At 73.0% G+C, this 18,761-nt stretch carries 21 protein-coding genes; 10 read left to right on the forward strand and 11 right to left on the reverse strand.

Annotation, left to right across the window (positions count from 1 at the left end; genetic code table 11):
• Nucleotides 1–4: 4 nt before the first annotated feature.
• The gene (locus tag IE260_RS32705) at nt 5–1,555 is read right to left on the reverse strand and encodes an ATP-binding protein (protein ID WP_189878499.1); all 1,551 of its coding nucleotides are present in this window, start codon (nt 1,553–1,555) and stop codon (nt 5–7) included.
• Nucleotides 1,556–1,845: 290 nt separating this feature from the next.
• Here IE260_RS32705 and IE260_RS32710 point away from each other — a divergent pair, with 290 nt between their 5' ends.
• Both IE260_RS32710 and IE260_RS32715 read left to right on the forward strand, forming a co-directional pair.
• Nucleotides 1,846–2,796: an NADP-dependent oxidoreductase gene (locus tag IE260_RS32710; RefSeq protein ID WP_189878501.1), complete on the forward strand. Its 951-nt coding sequence runs from the start codon at nt 1,846–1,848 to the stop codon at nt 2,794–2,796.
• A gap of 147 nt (nt 2,797–2,943) precedes the next feature.
• Nucleotides 2,944–3,330: an anti-sigma factor antagonist gene (locus IE260_RS32715; RefSeq protein ID WP_189878503.1), complete on the forward strand. Its 387-nt coding sequence runs from the start codon at nt 2,944–2,946 to the stop codon at nt 3,328–3,330.
• On the opposite strand, the gene IE260_RS32720 is transcribed toward IE260_RS32715, so the two are convergent.
• Entirely contained in the window at nt 3,296–4,249 is a 954-nt protein-coding gene (locus tag IE260_RS32720; RefSeq protein WP_189878505.1) for a ribose-phosphate diphosphokinase, read from the reverse strand. The genes IE260_RS32715 and IE260_RS32720 overlap by 35 nt on opposite strands.
• 268 nt (nt 4,250–4,517) lie before the next feature.
• Between IE260_RS32720 and IE260_RS32725 the strand changes: the two genes are divergently transcribed.
• Nucleotides 4,518–5,180 carry a DUF4230 domain-containing protein gene (locus IE260_RS32725; RefSeq protein ID WP_189878507.1) on the forward strand — a complete coding sequence of 221 codons (663 nt, stop codon included), beginning with the start codon at nt 4,518–4,520 and terminating at the stop codon, nt 5,178–5,180.
• A 21-nt stretch (nt 5,181–5,201) separates the two neighbouring features.
• On the opposite strand, the gene IE260_RS32730 is transcribed toward IE260_RS32725, so the two are convergent.
• The 6 genes from IE260_RS32730 to IE260_RS32755 are packed head-to-tail and all read right to left on the reverse strand — an operon-like array spanning nt 5,202 to nt 9,013.
• Nucleotides 5,202–6,977: a complex I subunit 5 family protein gene (locus tag IE260_RS32730; RefSeq protein ID WP_189878509.1), complete on the reverse strand. Its 1,776-nt coding sequence runs from the start codon at nt 6,975–6,977 to the stop codon at nt 5,202–5,204.
• Nucleotides 6,977–7,336, reverse strand: a complete 360-nt coding sequence (locus IE260_RS32735) for a sodium:proton antiporter (RefSeq protein WP_189878510.1) — start codon at nt 7,334–7,336, stop codon at nt 6,977–6,979. The genes IE260_RS32730 and IE260_RS32735 overlap by 1 nt, the downstream gene beginning before the upstream one ends.
• A gap of 7 nt (nt 7,337–7,343) precedes the next feature.
• Entirely contained in the window at nt 7,344–8,129 is a 786-nt protein-coding gene (locus IE260_RS32740; protein WP_189878512.1) for an MnhB domain-containing protein, read from the reverse strand.
• A complete protein-coding gene (locus IE260_RS32745; RefSeq protein WP_189878514.1) occupies nt 8,126–8,389 on the reverse strand; it encodes a hydrogenase subunit MbhD domain-containing protein in 264 nt (87 codons plus the stop codon). Before IE260_RS32745 ends, IE260_RS32740 begins: the two co-directional genes overlap by 4 nt.
• Nucleotides 8,382–8,834, reverse strand: coding sequence for a monovalent cation/H+ antiporter complex subunit F (locus IE260_RS32750; protein WP_189878516.1), 453 nt, complete (start codon nt 8,832–8,834; stop codon nt 8,382–8,384). Before IE260_RS32750 ends, IE260_RS32745 begins: the two co-directional genes overlap by 8 nt.
• Nucleotides 8,831–9,013: a hypothetical protein gene (locus IE260_RS32755; RefSeq protein WP_189878517.1), complete on the reverse strand. Its 183-nt coding sequence runs from the start codon at nt 9,011–9,013 to the stop codon at nt 8,831–8,833. Before IE260_RS32755 ends, IE260_RS32750 begins: the two co-directional genes overlap by 4 nt.
• Before the next feature lie 252 nt (nt 9,014–9,265).
• On the opposite strand from IE260_RS32755, the gene IE260_RS32760 reads away from it, so the two are divergent.
• The 3 genes from IE260_RS32760 to IE260_RS32770 all read left to right on the forward strand — a co-directional run bounded on the left by IE260_RS32760 (nt 9,266) and on the right by IE260_RS32770 (nt 12,236).
• Nucleotides 9,266–9,805 (forward strand): VanZ family protein, encoded by a 540-nt coding sequence (locus IE260_RS32760; RefSeq protein WP_189878519.1) that lies wholly within the window; start codon nt 9,266–9,268, stop codon nt 9,803–9,805.
• A 399-nt stretch (nt 9,806–10,204) separates the two neighbouring features.
• A complete protein-coding gene (gene ctaD, locus IE260_RS32765; RefSeq protein ID WP_229881510.1) occupies nt 10,205–11,896 on the forward strand; it encodes an aa3-type cytochrome oxidase subunit I in 1,692 nt (563 codons plus the stop codon).
• Complete coding sequence (locus IE260_RS32770) at nt 11,883–12,236, forward strand: hypothetical protein (RefSeq protein ID WP_189878523.1); 354 nt, start codon at nt 11,883–11,885, stop codon at nt 12,234–12,236. The genes ctaD and IE260_RS32770 overlap by 14 nt, the downstream gene beginning before the upstream one ends.
• Before the next feature lie 17 nt (nt 12,237–12,253).
• On the opposite strand, the gene IE260_RS32775 is transcribed toward IE260_RS32770, so the two are convergent.
• The 3 genes from IE260_RS32775 to IE260_RS32785 form a co-directional block, all read right to left on the reverse strand.
• Entirely contained in the window at nt 12,254–12,796 is a 543-nt protein-coding gene (locus IE260_RS32775) for a MarR family winged helix-turn-helix transcriptional regulator (RefSeq protein ID WP_189878524.1), read from the reverse strand.
• A 226-nt stretch (nt 12,797–13,022) separates the two neighbouring features.
• A complete protein-coding gene (locus tag IE260_RS32780) occupies nt 13,023–13,259 on the reverse strand; it encodes a hypothetical protein (RefSeq protein WP_189878526.1) in 237 nt (78 codons plus the stop codon).
• Nucleotides 13,260–13,363: 104 nt separating this feature from the next.
• A complete protein-coding gene (locus IE260_RS32785) occupies nt 13,364–14,173 on the reverse strand; it encodes an SDR family oxidoreductase (protein WP_189878528.1) in 810 nt (269 codons plus the stop codon).
• Between the two features lie 134 nt (nt 14,174–14,307).
• On the opposite strand from IE260_RS32785, the gene IE260_RS32790 reads away from it, so the two are divergent.
• From IE260_RS32790 to IE260_RS32805, 4 genes are all read left to right on the forward strand, one after another.
• On the forward strand, nt 14,308–15,345 hold the full coding sequence (locus IE260_RS32790) for a PHP domain-containing protein (protein WP_189878530.1): 1,038 nt from the start codon (nt 14,308–14,310) through the stop codon (nt 15,343–15,345).
• 45 nt (nt 15,346–15,390) lie between these two features.
• Nucleotides 15,391–16,047 carry an HAD family hydrolase gene (locus IE260_RS32795; protein ID WP_189878532.1) on the forward strand — a complete coding sequence of 219 codons (657 nt, stop codon included), beginning with the start codon at nt 15,391–15,393 and terminating at the stop codon, nt 16,045–16,047.
• 61 nt (nt 16,048–16,108) lie between these two features.
• Nucleotides 16,109–17,371: an FUSC family protein gene (locus IE260_RS32800; protein ID WP_189878534.1), complete on the forward strand. Its 1,263-nt coding sequence runs from the start codon at nt 16,109–16,111 to the stop codon at nt 17,369–17,371.
• A gap of 317 nt (nt 17,372–17,688) precedes the next feature.
• On the forward strand, nt 17,689–18,720 hold the full coding sequence (locus IE260_RS32805) for an SDR family oxidoreductase (RefSeq protein ID WP_189878536.1): 1,032 nt from the start codon (nt 17,689–17,691) through the stop codon (nt 18,718–18,720).
• The last annotated feature ends 41 nt before the right edge of the window (nt 18,721–18,761 follow it).

Below are 18,761 nucleotides of genomic sequence, written 5' to 3' on the forward strand. Positions count from 1 at the left end.
GGGACTAGTCGCTCTCTTCAGTGCGGTGCCCGGTGGCCTCGCCACCGGTGGTCGTGTCACGGTCTGCGGCGCCCTCCGGCCTCGGGGAGGTGCCGGCCCCCGCCGCGCCGGGGTCGCGTCCGGCGGTGGCGAAGGCGGCGAGTCCGGCGAAGGAGGCGTCCGGTGGAACGGCCGGAACGGCGGAGGCGGAGGACCCGCCGTCCCGGCCGGTGGACCCGGCCGGCGTCGGCCCGGCGGCCGGCTCGTCGCGCCGGCTGCGGCGCCGGGGAAGTCCGCCGGGCGTGGTCCGCGCGGCGTCGTCGCCGGCCGGGGCGGCGGCGGGCCGCCCGGACGGGACCGCGGCGGTGGGCGGGGGCGCCTGCGCGGCGGCCGGCAGCGGGCTGAAGTACTTGTGCGGCACGACCACCACGACGGACGTGCCCAGCCACGGCGAGTCGGCGAAGGTGACCCGGATGCCGTAGCGGCGGGCGAGGATGCCGACCACGCGCAGGCCGATGTTAGCGTCCTCCGAGATGCCGCCGAGCCCCGCGCCGGGCGCGGTCCCCGCGAGGGCGTGCTCGGCCTCGCGCTTCTTCTCCCCGCTCAGTCCCTTGCCGGAGTCCTGGATCTCGATGCCGACGCCGTTGGGGACCTCCTTGCCGGAGACGACCACCGACTCGGTGGGCGGTGAGTACCGTGCGGCGTTGTCCAGCAGGTGGGCGAAGATCAGCGTGAGGTGGTCCACCAGACCGCCGTCGACGCCGAGTTCGGGCAGGTGGTGCAGCTGGACGCGGTGGAAGTCCTTGATGCGCCCGATGCCACCGCGCACCACGCTCAGCAGGCGCTGCGGCTCCTGCCACTGCCGCCCCGGGCGGTCGGAGCCGCCGAGCACGCCGATGCTGGCGGCGAGGCAGTCGGCGGGGCCGATCGCCTGGTCGAGTTCCATCAGGCCCCGGGCGACGGCCGGCAGCCTGCCGTGCTCGCCCTGCATCTCGTGCAGCCGGCCGCGGAGCTTGCTGGTCAGGACGTGGATGCGGTTGCCGACGCCGATGACGGCCTGTTCGGCGGAGGTGGAGCGGTCGAACTCCGCCTCGACGCCGATCAGCGCGGTTCTGAGGACCTTGCGCAGCTCGGCCTGCAGAGCGGCGCCCACCTTCGCGCAGCTCTCGGTGGTCGGCAGGATGTCGTCGATGGCGTCTCCGGCGCGCAGCCGCTTCATCGCGTCGGGCAGCTGCTCGTCGGCGAGCCGGGACACCGCGGCCAGCTGGTGACCGAGCCGCTCCTCGTACGCCTGTACCTGTTCCGCGAGCTGTGCCTCGTACGTCCGTGTCTGCTCCGCCCGGGAGGCCCGGTGGGCGTCCTCGGCGCGGCGCAGCTGCGCGCGGGAGCGGAGGAGGAGGCGCACGCAGACGGTGCCGGCCGCCGTCGCCGCGGCACCGGCGACGGCGGTGGTCATTCGCTCCGAACTCAGGAAAGTGGCGGCCAACGTCCCGCCGCCCAGACCCAGCGGCATCAGCCACCAGGTGTGCCAGGCGACAGGGGCCCGCGCCGCCGGCGGCGGAGTGGCGAGTTCCATCTGCATCCTTCGAAGCAAAACGATCGAACAAGGGGGTGTGCGAGGAGACCGCGAGGAGACCGCGCCCATGAGTACGCGTCGAAAGACGAACCGTCGGTCCGTCAACTCGCAACGCTGATGGGGAGCTTAGCCGTTGCGATGCCGAAAAGATCAATTCGGTGGCCCGGTGGAAGTGAGGATTCCGCCACGTCCTGCGAGGGTCGCCGGGCCCTCGCGGAGGGGTGTGATTCCGACGGCACACGGCGGCCGGGCCGTGTCCGGGCGGGCGCGGGTGGGCAGGCTGGGTCACCATGAACGACGTGAACACGATGCGAGCCATCAGCCAGGACACCCTCGGCGGGCCCGAGGTCCTGAAGGAAGTACGGCTGGAGCGCCCCGAGCCGCGCCCGAACGAGGTGCTGGTGCGGGTGCGTGCCGCCGGAGTGAACCCCACCGACTGGAAGCACCGCGCGAACGGCGGCTTCCTCGGTGAGCCACCCTTCGTGCTGGGCTGGGACGTCTCCGGCGTGGTGGAGGCGGTGGGGATCGGCGTGGCCGCGTTCCGGCCGGGCGACGAGGTCTTCGGCATGCTGTCCTACCCGTTCGGCCACGGCTCCCACGCGGAGTACGTGACGGCCCCGGCGCGTACGTTCACGCACAAGCCGGACGGGATCGACCACGTCCAGGCCGGCGCCCTCCCCCTGGTCTCGCTGACGGCGTGGCAGGCCCTGGTGGAGCGGGCGGACCTCCGTCCCGGGCAGCGGGTGCTGATCCACGCGGCGGCCGGCGGCGTCGGCCATGTGGCGGTGCAGATCGCCAAGGCCCGGGGAGCGTACGTCATCGGCACCGCCAGCGCGGGCAAGCACGAGTTCCTGCGCTCCATCGGCGTGGACGAGCCGCTGGACTACCGGGGGACGGACTTCGCCGAGGTGGTGAAGGACATCGACGTGGTGCTGGACACCATCGGCGGCGAGACGTCCGTCCGGTCGCTGCGCGTGCTGCGCCCGGGCGGGGTGGTGGTGTCGATCCTGCCCGTCGGGTCGGCGGACTTCTACGAGGAGGCCGAGCGGCTCGGCGTACGGGCGGTGCGCATGCTCGTCGACGCCGACCGGAGCGACATGCGGCAGATCGCCGAACTGGTCGAGTCGGGCGGGCTGCGTGCCACGGTGGCGAAGACGTTCCCGCTGGCCGACGCCGCTCAGGCACACGCCCTCGGGGAGACCGGCCGCACCACGGGCAAGCTGGTCCTCGTCGTCGACTGACGAAGCGGCCTGAGATTTCGATGACATATGTCAATCGAACATGCTCATATTCACTCCATCGAGGGTAACTTGCTGAGTAAGCAGGGCCGTTGGAGCCACCTACGGCCCCCACAGGCTCCCCATCCGCAGGCTGGAGGCGTTGTCGTCGTGCGGCAGGAATCCGCTTCGCCCACCCGGCATCTGCGTGTCCGCCGGGACCGGGGCTACACGGTGCTGGAGTTCCGGGGCGAGATCGACATCGCCGCGGCCGCCGAGATCGCCCCCCGCCTGGACCAGGAGACGAGGCGCCCCGGCGCCCGGGTCGTGCTCGACCTCAGCGGGATCGAGTTCTTCGACTGCTCCGGACTGCGGCTGCTGTACCGGGCTCGTCGCCAGGCTCTCGACCAGGGCGGACAGGTGCACCTGGTGTGTGCCCACCCCCTGACGCTGCGCATGCTGCGGATCACCGGCCTGGCGGGGCTGCTGCCCCCGTCGCCGACCCTGGAGGAGGCGCTCGGCGTCACCCGGTCGGCCGCGCGTCGAACAGGGCGCTGACCGACTCGCCGTTGTGGATGCGGCGCACGGCCTCAGCGAGCGCGGGGGCGATGGACAGGATCCGCAGCTTGTCCGTGTGGTCGTCGGCGGGCACCGGCACGGTGTTGGTGCACACGATCTCCAGTACGTCCGGCTGCTCGCTGAGCCGCTTGAGGGCACCTGCGGCGAACAGCCCGTGCGTACAGGCGAGCCGGACGGTGCGCGGGCCGGCCTCCCTCAGCCGGGCGAGGAGTTCCAGGACGGTGCTGCCCTTGGCGATCTCGTCGTCGAGCACGATGACGTCGCGTCCGGCGACGTCGCCGATGACGGAGCTGATGCTGACCCGGTCGTCGGCGTACCGCTGCTTGGCGCCCGCGGCGACCTGGGCGCCGAGCATCCGGGCGAACGCGGCGGCCTCCTTGGCGTTGCCGAGGTCCGGCGAGACGACCGTCGTGCGGGACAGGTCGTACCGGCGGAAGTGCGCGGCCAGTTCGCGCAGCGCGTGCAGATGGTCGACGGGTACCGAGAAGAAGCCGTGCACCTGCGGCGAGTGCAGCGTCATCGCCAGCACACGGCCGGCGCCCGCCGCCACCAGCAGGTCCGCGACCAGGCGCCCGCCCAGGGAGATCCGGGGCGCGTCCTTCTTGTCGGAGCGGGCGTAGGAGTAGTGCGGCATGACGACGGTGATCCGCCCGGCCGAGGCGCCGCGGGCCGCGTCGCACATCAGCAGCAGTTCGACGAGGTGCTCCTGGACCGGCCTGACCAGCGGCTGGATCAGGAAGACGTCGCGCTCCCGGCAGTTGGCCTGAAGCTGCACCTCGAGGCAGTCGTTGGCGAACCGGCTGATCCGGGTCGGGCTGAGGGGGACGCCCAGGTGGGCGCAGACCTCCTCGGCCAGCTCGGGGTGGGCACTCCCGCTGAACACGGCGATGTCTCGCACGGACCGCTCCTCGCGTGATCCTGTCCGGTTCGACGGTGCCGGGCCCCGGACGTGCTGTCGCGGCGGGCCTTGGGGGGTCGCGCCGTGGTGACGCCGTCCATGTTCTCCCGGGTCGGGATCCCGCGCACGGCCGTCGCCGCGGCCACCGTCGCACCGGGCCCCGGGACGGGTGGGGACCGTGCGCCCGTCCCCCGCACCGGGTCCTCAACTCGATTGCCTGCCACAGGAGATGGCGGGCATGCGGACAGTAGGAAGGAGGGCCGTCGCCATGACGACTCCCATCAGGCACCTCCCCAGGCGCATACCCGGCTGGGCCAAGGCGCTGGTCGCGCTCGTGCTGGTGCTCGTCGTGCTGTTCGCGGGGCTCCGGCTGAGCGTCGTCCCGGGTCTGAAGGACCTGTTCGGCACCGACACCCAGGACCGCTCGGGGCCCGCGCTGCTGAAGTCCGTCCGGGACATCAGCCGCTACGAGGCCGCCTCCGGCAACTTCCAGGTCGTCGTGGACCTGGAGAAGGACGCCCGGTTCCTGCCCGACGCGATCCGCGGCACCCGCACCCTGTACGTCGGGGCGGGCACCGTGGACGCCTACGTGGACCTGGGGAAGGTGGGCGAGGACGACGTCACGGTCGACGAGGACCGGACGTCGGCGACACTGCGGCTGCCGCACGCCGCGCTCGGCGAGCCCGCCCTCGACCCGGAGCGCTCCTACGCCGTGTCCAAGCAGCGCGGCCTTCTCGACCGTCTCGGCGACCTGTTCTCGGACAACCCGAACGGAGAACAGGCCGTGCAGAAGCTCGCGTCGCGCCACATCGGCGACGCGGCGAAGGACAGCGAGCTGGCGGCGCGCGCCGAGAGCAACACCACCGCGATGCTCCAGGGACTGCTGCGGTCCCTCGGCTTCGAGGAGGTACGGGTGTCGTACGGGTCCTGAGCCCGCCGGACGCCCGTCGCCTCACCCCGTCAGGACCGCGGGCAGGGCCAGCACGCCCAGGACGGTGGTGCCCACCAGCAGCCACGCCACGTAGTCCCCGACGTGCCCCGACTGCAGCCGCCGCAGCGGCAGTGCCCGCGCGGGTGGCGCGAGCAGCTTCGGGCGGACGACGGCCACGGCGGCCAGGCCCACGGCCAGGAGGGTCGACACCAGGCCCAGCGCGACACCGACGGGCGTCCAGTGCACGGAGGTCTGCACGAGACCCGCGGTGGTGGCCTCGCTCATGGCGCGGGCCACCGCGTCGGCGAAGCCGGGGACGGCACCGGCGGCGAGCGCCCCGGCGAGCAGCACCGCCGGGACCGCCGTCATGGTGTCGGGGACCCGGCTCAGCGGCTGCCGGGTCTCGGGTTCCTCTCCCGATCCGGTCGTCTCGTAGGCGCCCTCGTCGCCGGCGGCCTCCTGGGGCCTGGGGCCGAGGCCGAGGAAGACTCGTGCGGCGACCCGCAGCACCGCTCCGGCGGTCACCGCGCTCGCCAGGACGTAGACCACGGTGAGCGGGCCGCCCACGGCCTCCTCGGTGACGGACTTGCCGAGCGCCGTACCGAACGGCGGCAGTCCCGCCAGGCCCAGCGCCCCCGCGGTGAACAGCACGGCGACACCGCGCAGCGGACGGGCCCTGCCGTGCAGGACGTGTTCGTCGACGCTGCCGAACCGGTCCAGGAGAATGCCCGTGCAGGCGAACAGCGCGGCCTTCACCCCGGCATGGCCGACGACGTACAGCGCGACGCCGTCGTCGCCCTCGAGCGTGAGGGTGCCGATGCCGAGCAGGAACAGCCCGGTGTGGGCGATCGTCGAGTACGCCAGCAGCCGCTTGATGTGGCGCTGGTACCAGCACATCAGCGCGCCGATCGCGGCCGTCAGCGCGCCGAGCACCATCAGGGCGCGCTCCACGTCGGCGGCCGGCAGCCCGCCGGGCCCCGAGAACACGGTGCCGAGAACCCGCCAGACGCCGAACACGCCGAGCTCGACCATGACGCCGGACAGCAGCATGCACACGGGGGTGGGGGCGACCGCGTGCGCGTCCGGCAGCCAGAAGTGGAACGGCACCGCCGCCGCCTTGACCAGCAGACCGGTCAGGACGAGGACGAAGCCGGCGAGCACGAGCGCGTCCGGCGGACCGTACGCGTCCAGTTCCCGCCCGATCTCCGCCATGGCCAGCTCGCCGGTGCGGGCGTACAGCAGCGCGATGCCCATCAGCAGGGCGTACGCTCCCAGCGAGTTGACGACGGCGAAGGTCAGCGCCCCCTGCACGGCCCGTGCCTCCTCGACCCGGTGCCCGGTCAGGGCGTACGCGACGACGCTCATCAGCTCGAACCACACGAACGCGTTGAACAGGTCCCCGGCGATCGCGAAACCGCACATGCCGGCCTGGAAGAGCAGGACGAGCGCCGGGAACGACCCGGCGTTCCCGCGCGGCGGCGCGTCGAAGGAGCGCCACGAGTACGCCAGCGCCGCCGGCGTCAGCAGGGAGACCAGCGCGGCCATGCCGAGGCCGGGGCCGTCCCCGACCAGGACGATGCCGACGCTGTGCCCGGCCACGGGCTCCCAGCCACCGGCCCACTCGACCAGCGGCGGCGAGGCGTCGAGCAGCAGCACGACCGCGAGCGCGGCGGTGCCGGCCGAGACGGCGCAGCCCACGGCCTCGGCGAAGGCCCGGGGCACGACCCGGCCGACGCAGGCCAGCAGGGCGGCGCCCAGCAGGGGTACGGCGACGAGGAGCGGCAGCAGATGGCGCATCAGCCGCGCAGCTCGGTCAGTTCGTCGGGGTCGACCGTGCCGTGCCGCTTGGCGACCTGCACGACGAGCGCGAGCAGCAGCGCGGTGACGGTGGCGCCGACGACGACGTCGGTGAGGGCCAGCGCCTGCACGACGGGGTCGACCACGGGGCGTGTGCCGGGCTCGACGTCGGAGAAGACCGGCGCGGTGGCGCCGTCACGGTAGCCGACGGCCAGCAGCAGGACGTAGGTGGCGGCCTGGCAGACGGACAGACAGCCGACGGCGTGGATCAGGTTGCGGCTGGTGGCCAGGCCGTAGGCGCCGGCCAGGAAGACCCACACGGCGACCAGGTAGGGCAGTACGTGCGGAACGGCGGTCACAGGGGCCTCACTTCCCGCGCTCCTCGTGGTGGTGGCCGTCCCCGGCACGGTCGTCGTCCTCGCCCTCGTCCACGATCTCCACGGCCTGGTCCAGGAACCCGGCGAGCAGGACCACCACGGCGCAGGCGACCTCCATGCCGACGGCGGCGTTCAGCAGCGGGACGGTGCCGCCGGAGGACAGGGTGTTGAACGTGCCGTACGGCAGCAGCGTGTTGGCGAGGAAGGCGGTGCCGCCGATCAGGCCCGCGACGCCGGTGACGAGGTAGGCCGAGGTGGCGAGCGCGTCGCCGACCTCGTACGCGCCGACCGGACGGACGCGCTCCAGGGCACGGTAGTCGGCGCCGAGGTACAGCACGTGCAGTGCGGTCGCGGCGACGACACCGCCCTGGAACCCGCCGCCGGGGCTGAGCTGCCCGTGCGCGACGACGTACAGGCCGGTCAGCAGGGCTACGGGGAGCACCAGCAGGGCGTAGCGGCGGACGGGCCGGGCGACGTCGGCGGGTTCGGGGTGTGCCCGGTGCTCGTCACGGGTCTGGCGCAGCAGGACCACGCAGCCCAGCACCGCCGCGAACAGGATGGTCATCTCGCCGAGGGTGTCGAAGGCCCTCTGGTCGAAGTTGACGGAGGCGACGGTGTTGGCGGTGTGCCGTTCGAGGGAGGCGTGCACGGCCCGGTCGCCGTAGGGGTGCCGGTCGCCGCCGAAGCGCGGCAGCCGCAGGCAGGCGGCCACGAGCAGGGCGGCGAGGCCGGCGCCTCCCGTGGCCACCAGCCACAGCCGGGTACGGGGGTTCACGGCTCGTTCTCCCTGCGCCGCCGCCCGCGCCGTTTCACCTTGCGGACCGTCAGCAGGAGCAGCAGCGGGGTCAGGGCGGAGCCCACCGCCAGCTGCGAGAGAGCGACGTCGGGCGCCTGCAGCACGGTGAACAGCACGGCCAGGACGACGCCGAGGACGGCCAGGACGAGGGACTGTCGCACGGGGTCGCGGACCGCGACCGCCGCCGTGGCGGACACGGCGACCAGCAGCAGCGCGACGACGATCACCGCCTCACCCACGGCGGGCTCCCGCCATCCCGCCGGACAGCGCCCGGGACGCGAGGAGGTTCCCGCCCACCAGCAGCACCCCGACGACCAGCAGCTTCAGCAGCGCCCGGCTCGGGCCGACGGCCACGCACAGCGCGAGCACCACGCCGGCCCCGAGGCCCGCGGCCGACCGGGTCAGCGCCCTGGCGCGCGGCGGGTCACCGGCCAGTTCGCCGGCGAGCAGCCGGGCGAACACGAGGGTGCCGACCGGGCCGAGGAGGGCGAGGACGAGGGCGAGATCGACGTAGGCGGGACGGTCGTAGCCCTGGGCGAGGAGCAGCAGGGCCGGACAGGCCAGCGCGGTGGAGAGGTTCTGGGCCACGACCCGGCGGCGCAGCGGCCCGGTGGCCACGCCCCACACGGTGGCGCCCACGCCCGCGCCGAGGACGGCGGTCGCGGCGAGGATCCAGCCGTTCACCACCCGGCCACCGCCCGTCGGGCCCCTCGTGCCGCCAGGGCCGCCACACCGGCCACGCCGGCGCCCACCGCGAGTTCGAGCGGGTCGACGACGGTGACGAACACCAGCCACAGCGCTCCGAGGGCCGCCCACCAGGCGGCCACCTCGACCACGGCGAGGAGTGTCCTACGCCGGTTCACCCGCCACCTCCACGACCCGTTCGGATGCCCGCTGTGCCGCATTCGCCCCTGTTCGTATCGCCTTGGCGGCCATCCAAGCACCGCGCGGGCGGTGCCGGGCGGCGGCGCGCGGCGGCCTCCCGGCCGGAGTGCCCCGACGGGGCGAGGGAAAACGACAGCGCCTCCGGCCGGATCCGCGACCCGTACGGCATCGCCGACGGATGGGCGGGTAACCGCCTTATCGACCGGGGAAGTTGACGACTGGAGGACCGAATGGCTCGCGCCGCCTCAGGGCCGCGTTCCCTGTTGCGCCCCCGCTCCGCGGGGGCGAAGGACACCGCCGGGCGCGAGCGGCGCCCGCTTCCCCTGCCCCTGCGACTGCTGGCGATGCTGTGCGCGTTCGCGTTCATGGTGGGGTTCGCGGTCGTGCTGGCACGGCTGACCTTGCACCCCTCCCCCGCCTCCGAGGCGCTGACGCACACCAACCTGCGGCCCGGCCGCTCCCTGGCGGCCTACCTGGATCAGCCCGCGCTGCGCGACGCCGTCAAGCAGATCGGCGGCAATCTGCTGCTCGGGGTCCCCTTCGGCGTGCTCGTCCCGGTCGTCGCCCCGGGCACGCGCGGCCTGCTCAGGGTGCTCCTGCTGACCGCGGTCGTCATGCTGATGGTGGAGTTCGCACAGGGCGCCCTGGTCACGGGGCGCGCCTTCGACGTCGACGACGTCATCCTCAACACCACGGGCGCGTTGATCGGTTACCTGCTCCTGGGGCGCCGGATGAGCCGCGCGGTGCACGCCCGCAAGCGCCGCGCCTGAGCCGAGGGCTCGGCCGCACCCGGCCGCACGAGGAACCTGCGGACCGTCGTCCCGACGGCGAGATCTCCCCGGCGGTCGCCCCGCTCCCCCCAGGGACACCGGACCGCCTGGACGACGTCGTCCAGGCGGTCCGGACCGTCGAGCCTCCGGTGACTGGCAGCCGGCCCGGCCGCACGCCGGGAGCAGACCCCCGGCTTCTCGGGCCGGTCCGGCGGTGACGGGGACGCCGCTCGACCACCGGGCGGTGGCCTGTGGCAGCGCCCGGGACAGACAGGCCTTGGCGCACACGAACACCACTCTCAGTTATTTCTCTCGCGAGCGAGATACCATGGTCGAGGTCGGGGCGCCGGCGCACACATGCCGCATGCCCGGAAGGCTTCGTACGCATGGAGGATTGCCGTGGTCCTGCCCGCTTCGCCATCGCCCGCTTCGTCGCCGCCGGCGTCACCTCCGCAGGGGCGCCGGACTCCCGGCCGCGCCGTGGTCGGATGGCTGACCACCACGGACCACAAGCGGATCGGGACGCTCTACCTGGTCACCGCGTTCGCCTTCTTCTGCTTCGGCGGCCTCATGGCGCTCCTCATGCGTGCGGAACTGGCCCGCCCGGGTACGCAACTGATCTCGAACGAGCAGTTCAACCAGGCCTTCACGATGCACGGCACGGTGATGCTGTTCATGTTCGCGACGCCGGTCTTCTCCGGCTTCGCCAACTGGATCCTGCCCTTGCAGATCGGGGCGCCCGACGTCGCTTTCCCGCGGCTCAACATGCTCGCCTACTGGCTCTACCTGTTCGGCTCACTCATCGCCGTCGGCGCCTTCCTCACCCCGGGCGGGGCCGCGAGCTTCGGCTGGTCCGCCTACGCCCCGCTCTCGGACATCGTCCGCTCACCGGGCGCCGGCAACGACATGTGGATCATGGGCCTGACCCTGCAGGGATTCGGGACGATCCTCGGCGCCGTCAACTTCATCACCACCATCATCTGCATGCGCGCGCCCGGTATGACGATGTTCCGCATGCCGATCTTCACCTGGAACGTGCTGCTCACCAGCGTGCTGGTCCTGCTGGCCTTCCCGGTCCTCGCAGCCGCCCTGTTCGCGCTCGAGTTCGACCGGAGGTTCGGCGCCCACATATTCGACCCGGCCAACGGCGGCGCACTCCTGTGGCAACACCTCTTCTGGTTCTTCGGCCACCCCGAGGTGTACATCCTCGCCTTGCCGTTCTTCGGCATCGTCTCCGAGGTCGTACCGGTGTTCGCCCGCAAGCCGATGTTCGGCTACACGGGCCTGATCGGCGCCACCATCGCCATCGCGGGTCTGTCCGTGACGGTGTGGGCGCACCACATGTACGCCACCGGTGCTGTGCTGCTGCCGTTCTTCTCCCTCATGACCTTCATGATCGCGGTCCCGACCGGCGTGAAGTTCTTCAACTGGATCGGCACCATGTGGAAGGGCTCGCTGTCCTTCGAGACCCCGATGCTGTGGTCCCTGGGCTTCATGGTCACCTTCCTGTTCGGAGGGCTGACCGGCGTCATCCTGGCCTCGCCGCCACTGGACTTCCACGTCACCGACTCCTACTTCGTGGTCGCGCACTTCCACTACGTCGTCTTCGGCACCGTGGTGTTCGCGATGTTCGCGGGCTTTCACTTCTGGTGGCCGAAGTTCACCGGCAAGATGCTCGACGAACGCCTCGGCAGGATCACCTTCTGGACCCTGTTCACCGGATTCCACGGCACCTTCCTCGTCCAGCACTGGCTGGGCGCCGAGGGCATGCCGCGCCGCTACGCCGACTACCTCGCGGCCGACGGCTTCACCGCCCTGAACACCATCTCGACCATCAGCTCGTTCCTCCTCGGCATGTCGATCCTGCCGTTCTTCTACAACGTCTGGAAGACCGCCAAGTACGGCCGGCCGGTCGGCGTCGACGACCCGTGGGGCTGGGGCCGTTCGCTCGAGTGGGCGACGTCCTGCCCGCCGCCCCGACACAACTTCGTCAAGCTGCCGCGGATCCGCAGCGAGTCACCCGCTTTCGACCTGCACCATCCCGAAATCGCCGCCCGCGAGTTCTCAGGAGATGTCCATGGACGCCAGTGACGAAGCAGCTCTCGGGCTGCATCAGATCGAGGGATTCCTCCGCCTGGAGGCCGGCCGCCGCGAGGCGCACCGCAAGGCCCGGGACTTCGCCCGGGAGCTGCCCGGCTTCACGACCGACCAGCGCATGGTGATCGAGGAGGCCTACGCTCGCGAGGAAGTGGAGAACTCGCGCCGGGTCGCCGAGCAGATCGCAGAACGCGTCGGCCAGGTGAGGGCTCAGTACGAGGTACGCCACCGCCGCTTCGCCCGGGAGACGGCCGCCGTGATGGCGGTGATCACGACGGGACTCATCGGTCTCTGCATCGCGGTCATCCTCGGAACAGCGGCCGGCTCCGCCTGAGGCCGCCCGTCCGCCGGTCAGCGGGCGTCTTGCTCAAGGGAGAGAAGGAGTTTGCGCAGGGCGCCCGCGACCTGCGTGCACTCCTCGGACCCGAGTACGGAAAGGAGTCGGCGTTCCCATCCGAAGTGCTGCTCCGCCGTGCGGTCGAAACTCGCCCGCCCCTCCTCTGTCAGGCTCACCAGGGTGCTTCTGCCGTCGGCGGGCGAGGGTCGGCGCTCGATCCACCCTTCCTCCTCCAGCCGCTTGAGCCGTCCCGTGAGACCGGCCGAGGACACGACCAACGCCCGGCGCAGCTGGCCCGGCGTCAGGGCGTACGGGGCGCCGCTGCGCCGCAGCGCCTGCAGCAGGTCGAAGTCGCCGACATTCGTGATGGGCATCCCGGCCGAGCGGCGCAGCCGGGCCGCAATCTGCTCATCCAGCAGCCGGGCCGCGCGCAACAGGCGCGCCACTACTTCACTGGACGAAACGTCGAGCTCAGGCCACTCGCTCCGCCACTCGGCCTGCATCACGTCCACACTGTCGCCGTCAGCCACGGCGTCGATCTCGTCGTCCTCGCCCATCGTGCGGCAAGGATATCGGCACGACGACCGATGGCCGGCCGCCTTCGAGACAGACCGGCGCGCATCGCCGGCCGCGGCCACCCTGCCGGGGCCACAACCGCGGGGCGGGGCCCGTGGAGCGTCGGGGCCTCGGCACGACGACCACGCGTCTCGTCAGTGGGCCACGCTCATCCTTCCCACCGTGCGGGCTGCCGCGCCGTGCCGCGGGCACGGGTCCGCGGCACCCCTAGTGCACCGTCCACGTGAACTTGTCCCCGCCCACCCAGCGGACCACGTCCGGGTCGTCCAGGTCGTGGACCGTGATGCCGAAGGCCGCGGCGGCCTCCAGTACGTCGGTGACGGTCTTGGCCTCACCGACCACCTGGCCGTCGATCTCCACGATCCGGAACGGCGGCGTGCCCGGCTGCACCCCGAGCACGAGGATCCGCGGACTGCCGATGTGCGGGCTCGCGATTTCGGTCATGCCTAGAGGGTAGGCCGCAACCGGCGGTAGATGCCGTGCGCGCAGGCCACGGACGGGGTCGGGGAACCGCCGTCCCGTGGAGGCCCGGTGGCCGGCCCCCACGCTCAGGGGCGCCGCCAGTCGTCGCTCTTCAGGTGCGATCCCGCCATCGGCCCCATCCGGAGCATGCCGCCGTCCACGCTCCAGGACGCCCCGGTGACGTACGACGCGTCGGGCCCGGCGAGGAAGGCGATCACGGCGGCGACCTCGCGGGCGTCACCGGGCCGCCCGAGCGGCACACCGGGGCGGTGCTCGGTGTGCGGGTCGGTGTCCTCCTGGCCGGTCATGGGGGTGGCGATCTCGCCGGGCGCGACCGCATTGACCGTGATGCCGTGCTCGGCGAGCTCGATCGCCATGACCTGGGTGAGCAGGCCGAGGCCGCCCTTGGCCGCACAGTACGGGGCGGCTCCCACCCGCGGCTGGTGTTCGTGGACGGAGGTCACGTTGACGATCCGCCCGCCGTCGCCCTGCCGGATCATGCGCCGCGCCGCCTTCTGCCCGCACAGGAACGGGCCGGCCAGGTCCACGTCCAGCACGTGGCGCAGGTCGTCGAGTCCCAGGTCGAGGAAGGGCGTGGCGGTGCCGGTACCGGCGTTGTTGACCAGGACGTCGATCCTGCCGAGCCGCTCGCACAGCTCGTCGACGGTGTCCGCGGCGGCGGGCAGCCGGGTCAGGTCCACCTGGACGACCTCCGCCCGGCGTCCGAGGGCGCGGACCTCCTCGGCGGTGCGCTCCGCGCCCTCGGCGTCCGTGTGCCAGGTGATGCCGATGTCCATCCCCGCCTCGGCCAGGCGTACGGCGGTGGCGCGGCCGATCCCGGAGTCGGAGCCGGTGATGACGGCCACCTTGGCGTCGGACGGCGTGGGAGTGGGCATGGCGTCTCCTCGTCGGCGCGGGGCGGTGTGACGAGGCATCGCAGTACCCGGGCGCCGTGCGGGCAAACCGCTCGGCCGCCGTGCGGACCCCGCGGCCCTGGGGAACCCTGGGAGGTCCGAAGGAGGAGGTGGCGATGGATCCCGTCGAGGCGCTGGACCGGATCGCCTTCCTGCTGGAGCGGTCCCTGGCGCCCACGTACCGTGTCCGAGCCTTTCGCACCGCTGCCCGGGTGCTGCGTGAACTGCCCGAGGACGAGGTGCGCGAGCGGGCGGAGGCCGGCTCGCTGGAGACGCTCAAGGGCGTCGGCCCGAAGACGGCGCAGGTGGCGCGCGAGGCGCTGGCCGGTCGGGTGCCCGGTTATCTGGAGAAGCTGGAGGGGGAGGCCGACACCCCGCTCGCCCGCGGCGGTGAACGGCTGCGGGAGCGGCTGCGCGGCGACTGTCACCTGCACTCCGACTGGTCGGACGGGGGCAGCCCGATCGAGGAGATGGGCCGGGCGGCCGCCGCGCTCGGGCACGACTGGGCGGTGCTGACCGACCACTCCCCCCGGCTGACGGTGGCGCGCGGCCTGTCGGCCGAGCGGCTGCGCGAGCAGCTGGACGTGGTGGCGGAGCTCAACGAGACATGGTCGCCGTTCCGGCTGCTCACCGGAATCGAGTGCGACATCCTGGAGGACGGCTCGCTCGACCAGGACCCCGAGCTGCTGGAGCGGCTGGACGTCGTGGTGGTGTCCGTGCACTCCAAGCTGCGGATGGACGCCCGTTCGATGACCCGCCGCATGGTGGCCGCCGTACGCAATCCGCACGCGGACGTCCTCGGCCACTGCACCGGGCGGCTGCTGAGCGGCCGGGGGCGGCCGGAGTCGGAGTTCGACGCGGACGCTGTCTTCGCGGCCTGCGCGGAGTCCGGCACGGCACTGGAGATCAACAGCCGCCCGGAGCGGCTGGACCCGCCCCGGCGGCTGCTGCGCCGGGCGGTGGACGCGGGCGTGCTGTTCTCGATCGACACCGACGCGCACGCACCGGGGCAGCTGGACTGGCAGATCCACGGCTGCGCACGGGCGGAGGAGTGCGGGGTGCCCGCGGAGAGGGTGGTGACGACGTGGTCCCGTGAGGAGCTGCTGGCCTGGACCGGGGAGGGTCGTACGCCGTCCGGAGTGGCCGCCCGCTGACGTGGTACCCGCGTGGGCGACCTGGCTCGAGGAAGGGAACGGTGCATGGAACGGGCGGCCGTGTTCGACGTCGACGGAACCCTCGTCGACACCAATCATCTGCACGTGGTGACCTGGTGGGAGGCGTTCCGGCAGGCGGGACACCGGGTGCCGATGCACGCCGTGCACCGCGCCGTGGGGCTGGCCTCCACCGACCTGATCGCCCACCTGCTGGGCGACGAGCGCGACAAGGACGGCGACGCGCAGCTGAGCGATGCCCACAAGGCGCTGTACGGGCAGTACTTCGACCGGCTGCCCCCGCTTCCCGACGCCGGGGACCTGCTGCGGCAGCTGGCCCGCGCCGGCTGGACGGTGGTCCTCGCCACCTCGGCCGGCGGCGCGGAGCTGAGCGCGCTGCGGCGGGCGATCGGCGCGGACGACGCGATCGCCGCCACCGCGAGCGCCGACGACGTCGACGCGGGCAAGCCGGCTCCCGAGCCGGTCGAACACGCGCTGGAGCTGGCCGGGGTGCCGGCCGAGCGGGCGGTGTTCGTCGGCGACACCGTCTGGGACATGCGCGCGGGCAGCAGGGCCGGGGTCCGCTGCGTCGGCGTTCTGTGCGGCGGTCTTCCCCGTGCCGATCTCCAGGAGGCGGGTGCGGAGGCGGTCTACGCCGATCCGGCCGACCTGCTGGCCTCCCTGCCGGACAGCCCTCTGGCATGAGGCGCCCCGAGATCCGTGAGGCAGGCCCGCCTCGGCCGGCCGCGTCGGCACCCGGCAGCGCATGACCCGTGTGACGGATGCGCTGCGGCGCGCGCGGCGAGAGGACCGGGACGACGGGAGCGGTGCGGTACGGCACCGGGGCCGCTGGACGAGCGCCGCCGGGCAGGCGCTGCGGGGGCTGCGGCCGGTGGACACGGTACGGCGGGGGGCGTGTGCCGTCGGCCGGTCCGTCCGGGCCGCCTGGCAGGGGCCCGGACGGGAGCGCGACCTCGTCGTGCAGTCGTTGAAGGCGGCGGCCGCGGCCCTGCTCGCCTGGGCCGTGGCGGGCGTCTGGCTGGACGACCCGATGGCCCTGATGGCGCCGTGGGTGGCGCTGGTCCTCGTCCAGGCCACCGTCTACAGCTCGGTGCGGCTGGCCGGGCAGCAGTTCACGGCGATCTGCGTCGGGGCGCTGGTGGCGTCGGGGGCCCAGGCGGTCACCGACGACACCACGGGCGCGCTGGCGCTGTCCCTGCCCCTGCTCATGCTGCTGGCGAACTGGTCCCGGTTCGGCGACCAGGGCGTCTACGCGGCCACCACGGCGGTGTTCACCCTGGCCTCCGGTACGGCCGTCTCGGCGTCCGCGGTCGGGCACCGGGTGGGGCAGGCGGCGCTCGGCGCGGTCATCGGCGTCGCGGTCAACGCCCTCGTACTGCCGCCGATCCATCTGCGGGACGTCCGGGAGAACCTCGCGGCGCTCGCGCGGGAGGCGGGTGACGTCCTGCACGCCGTCGCCGCCGACCTGCGGGACACCGAGTGGGACGCGCAGACCGCGGCCGGCTGGTCGAGCGGGGCGGCACGTCTGCAGCGGCGTCTCGACGCGTTGGCCTCGGCCCGCTCCTGGAGTCAGGAGAGCCTGCGGCTGACCTACGGTCCGCTGCGCGCGCTGCACCGCGCCCCGCCGGCCGCCCCGCCGGAGGAGGAGGACCAGCGCTGGAGCCGGGTGACCGGGCACATCGCGGCGCTGACCCGGACGCTCGCGGTGGCCGCCGACGAGCACCGCACGCCGGCTCCACCCGAGGGTCCGGTCCTCGACCTGTACGCGCGACTGCTGGAGCTCATCGGTGACGCCTGCCACGCGGAAGCCAGCCGGCTGCTGGGCGAGCGCGTGGCTCGTCCGGACGGCGCCACGGAGGCGACGATGGAGGAACTGCACCGCCGGCTGCAGGACGGGCTGCGGGAACACGCGGGGCAGGGAGCGGCGCGGACCGCGGTCCTCGGCACGCTGCTGCTGCAGGCCGAGAACCTGTGGGCCGAGGTCGTTCCGGTGACCGGAGAGCAGTGACGCAGATCACCGCAAAACACGACAGACGGTGGAACACGGGGAGGCCGTGCCCCGTTGAAGAGTGCGTGGGTACGGATGGGACAGTGTCCCCGGGCCTCACCAGTAGCCCACAGGGACGATCGTTCGGCTGAAGCCCTGTGGAGCCCCCCGCCGAGAGGCGACCGCCATCCGTGTCCACCACAGAACGCCCCGACCGTGATTCCCCCGTCCGGTCGGGGCTCTTCCTTTTCCGCCGGATCCGTGCGTCAGGTGCCGCCCGGGCGGGCCGGGGTACCCGGTGTTCTCCGCCCGAGCAGTACGGCCGAGAGGAGCGGAAGGTGAGCAGCGCAACGGGCAGCAGGATCGTGGTCACCGGTGCGACCGGCAACGTGGGGACCAGCGTGGTGCGGCTCCTGTCCGAGGATCCGGAGGTCGGCTCCGTCCTGGGACTGGCCCGGCGGATCCCCCGGTGGTCACCGCCGAAGACGGAGTGGGCCGCCGTCGACCTGGCCTCCGAGCAGGCCGAGCTGGTCGGCCACTTCTCGGGCGCCGACGCCGTGGTCCATCTGGCGTGGGCGTTCCAGCCGACGCACGATCCGGCGAGGACCTGGCGCACGAACGTGCTCGGTTCCATCCGGGTGTTCGAGGCGGTGGCCACGGCCGGGGTGCCGGCGCTGGTGCACGCCTCGTCGGTCGGCGCGTACTCGCCGGGGCCGAAGAACCACGCCGTGGACGAGTCCTGGCCGACGCACGGCTGGCCGGACGCCGCCTACTGCCGGGAGAAGGCGTACCTGGAGCGTGCCCTGGACACCTTCGAACGCGATCATCCGGGCATCCGGGTGGCTCGGATGCGGCCGGCCTTCCTCTTCAAGCGCGAGTCGGCGAGCGAGCAGCGCCGGATCTTCGGCGGAAGGTTCCTGCCGGGTCCGCTGGCGCGTCCCGAGCTGCTGCCCTTCCTGCCGGACGTCCCCGGTCTGCGGGTGCAGGCGCTGCACACCGACGACGCGGCGGGCGCCTACCGGCTCGCGGTGCGTTCCGACGACGCCCGGGGCGCGTTCAACCTGGCGGCCGAGCCGCCGGTCGACGCCGAGACGCTGGGCGGGATGATCGGGGTCCGCCCGGTGCGGCTGCCCCGCACCGCGGCCCGCACGGCGATCGCCGCCGCGTGGGGGCTGCATCTCCTGCCCGCCTCCCCGCACCTGTTCGACGCGGTGCTGCGGCTGCCGCTGATGGACTGCACGCGCGCGCGTGCGGTCCTGGGCTGGCGCCCGGAGCGCACGGCCATCGAGGTGCTGGAGGAGTTCCTTCAGGGGTTGCAGCAGGGCGCGGGCGCGGAGACGGAGCCCCTGCGCGGGCGCAAGGTCGGCTGAGCACCCGGCCCCTCCGCCGCGCGGCCCACGGGCGCAGGGCG

The sequence above is a fragment of the Streptomyces viridiviolaceus genome, assembly GCF_014650995.1.
GTDB classification, from domain to species: domain Bacteria; phylum Actinomycetota; class Actinomycetes; order Streptomycetales; family Streptomycetaceae; genus Streptomyces; species Streptomyces viridiviolaceus.

What these genes read in the sequence shown, in the direction of transcription:
- IE260_RS32800 (WP_189878534.1), top strand. Translation starts at nt 16,109, where the DNA reads ATGACCCGTGTGACGGATGCGCTGCGGCGCGCGCGGCGAGAGGACCGG.
- IE260_RS32770 (WP_189878523.1), top strand. Translation starts at nt 11,883, where the DNA reads ATGGACGCCAGTGACGAAGCAGCTCTCGGGCTGCATCAGATCGAGGGA.
- IE260_RS32710 (WP_189878501.1), top strand. Translation starts at nt 1,846, where the DNA reads ATGAACGACGTGAACACGATGCGAGCCATCAGCCAGGACACCCTCGGC.
- IE260_RS32795 (WP_189878532.1), top strand. Translation starts at nt 15,391, where the DNA reads ATGGAACGGGCGGCCGTGTTCGACGTCGACGGAACCCTCGTCGACACC.
- IE260_RS32725 (WP_189878507.1), top strand. Translation starts at nt 4,518, where the DNA reads ATGACGACTCCCATCAGGCACCTCCCCAGGCGCATACCCGGCTGGGCC.
- IE260_RS32730 (WP_189878509.1), bottom strand. Translation starts at nt 6,977, where the DNA reads ATGCGCCATCTGCTGCCGCTCCTCGTCGCCGTACCCCTGCTGGGCGCC.
- IE260_RS32785 (WP_189878528.1), bottom strand. Translation starts at nt 14,173, where the DNA reads ATGCCCACTCCCACGCCGTCCGACGCCAAGGTGGCCGTCATCACCGGC.
- IE260_RS32780 (WP_189878526.1), bottom strand. Translation starts at nt 13,259, where the DNA reads ATGACCGAAATCGCGAGCCCGCACATCGGCAGTCCGCGGATCCTCGTG.
- IE260_RS32760 (WP_189878519.1), top strand. Translation starts at nt 9,266, where the DNA reads ATGGCTCGCGCCGCCTCAGGGCCGCGTTCCCTGTTGCGCCCCCGCTCC.
- IE260_RS32705 (WP_189878499.1), bottom strand. Translation starts at nt 1,555, where the DNA reads ATGGAACTCGCCACTCCGCCGCCGGCGGCGCGGGCCCCTGTCGCCTGG.
- IE260_RS32790 (WP_189878530.1), top strand. Translation starts at nt 14,308, where the DNA reads ATGGATCCCGTCGAGGCGCTGGACCGGATCGCCTTCCTGCTGGAGCGG.
- IE260_RS32775 (WP_189878524.1), bottom strand. Translation starts at nt 12,796, where the DNA reads ATGGGCGAGGACGACGAGATCGACGCCGTGGCTGACGGCGACAGTGTG.